We start from the raw sequence: 1,367 nt of genomic DNA, 5'->3' as shown, positions 1-1,367 counted from the left end.
AAATAATCTACCCATGTTGGCATATGATAAGCCTCTGTCCAATATTCAGGTCTTTCAAGATCTCGTAAAAGAACCCACTGACGCGCACCATCACGTAATCGAATATGGCGTCGACGCGTCATCACTTTGAGAAACTCTTCGAGTTCATTTTCATGAATTTGGTAATCAATCATTATCATGATCGGGCCACTTCTTGCTTTGAGGTCGAGTAATAGTTCCGGCTCTCTAAAATGATCAAGAGGATTTAAATCTATCTGAGGAATTTCTTGAATTCTAAATTTTACCCCTGCAAGAGCACCAAAAATCAAGAATAAAGAACAAACGCTCAAAGCAATTGTTGGAGAATAACCATCAGCTAAACCTCCCCAGATTGCACTTCCAATAGCCATCCCCCCGGCAGATGCCGTTTGATAAAGAGCTAAAGAACGTGCAACAACCCAGCGTGGTGTAGAGAGTTGTACAGATGTATTAAACAATGATAAGGCCAAAACCCAACATAACCCTGCAGGAAATAAAGCAATATGGCTTATAATCAGTGAACGACTGATTCCCAATAAAAAGCAAGAAAAGGCGAAACCAATAAATGCACTTGCAATAATTGTTTCTGAACGAAAATGATGCCGTACAACTGCATTAATAATACCTGCTGTCATGGCTCCTAACCCAAAACAACCGAGCAATGTACCATAAAGAAGGGCACTTCCTCCAAGAACTTTATGCGCAACAATTGGCAAAAGTGCTAAAATAGAAGTTGCTCCTATACCAAAAAGGAACGCTCGAACCATAATACTTAAGAGATTAGGTGACATCGCAACATAACGCAAACCATCTGAGACAGCTCCTAACAGCCTTTCTCGTGGCAATGAGTTGTTTTCATAATTCGACTTCCAGAAAAACAACGCACCAATAAGAGGAATATAGCTTATAGCATTAAACAAAAAAGCAGCCGATGCCCCTAAAGTTGCAATGATGGCACCACCAATAGCAGGACCAACACTCCGCATCAAATTAAAGCCAACACTATTCAAACTAACAGCAGCAGGAATATTTTCCCTGCTCACAATATCTCCTATCGTTGCTTGCCAAGAAGGATTATAAAAAGCTGTGCCACATCCAATCAAAAACGTAAAACATAACAAAAGCCAAGGTGTGAGAAATCCCAAATAGGCTAAAACAGATAAACTCATGGATATGACCATCATCATAATCTGTACACACAACATAATTTGACGCCGATTAAAATTATCAGCTAATGCCCCTGCCATCAAAGAAAACATAACAAGTGGTAATGTTGTGGCACTTTGAACTAGCCCAACCATGGAATGCGAAGAACTAATCAACGCCATTAACCACCCTGCTCCAACAGC

Annotated in this window: 1 protein-coding gene; it reads right to left on the bottom strand. The window is 40.3% G+C overall.

Features of this window, described 5'->3' with window-relative positions; translation table 11 throughout:
* On the bottom strand, positions 1-1,367 hold a 1,367-nt coding region (locus tag ACFIL3_RS05575; protein WP_375681912.1), incomplete at both ends, for an MFS transporter.

Source organism: Bartonella sp. CE47NXGY (assembly GCF_042195415.1).
Taxonomy (GTDB): Bacteria; Pseudomonadota; Alphaproteobacteria; order Rhizobiales; family Rhizobiaceae; genus Bartonella.
Note: the sequence above shows the minus strand (reverse complement) of the source record. Positions and strands in the feature narration are given on the sequence as shown.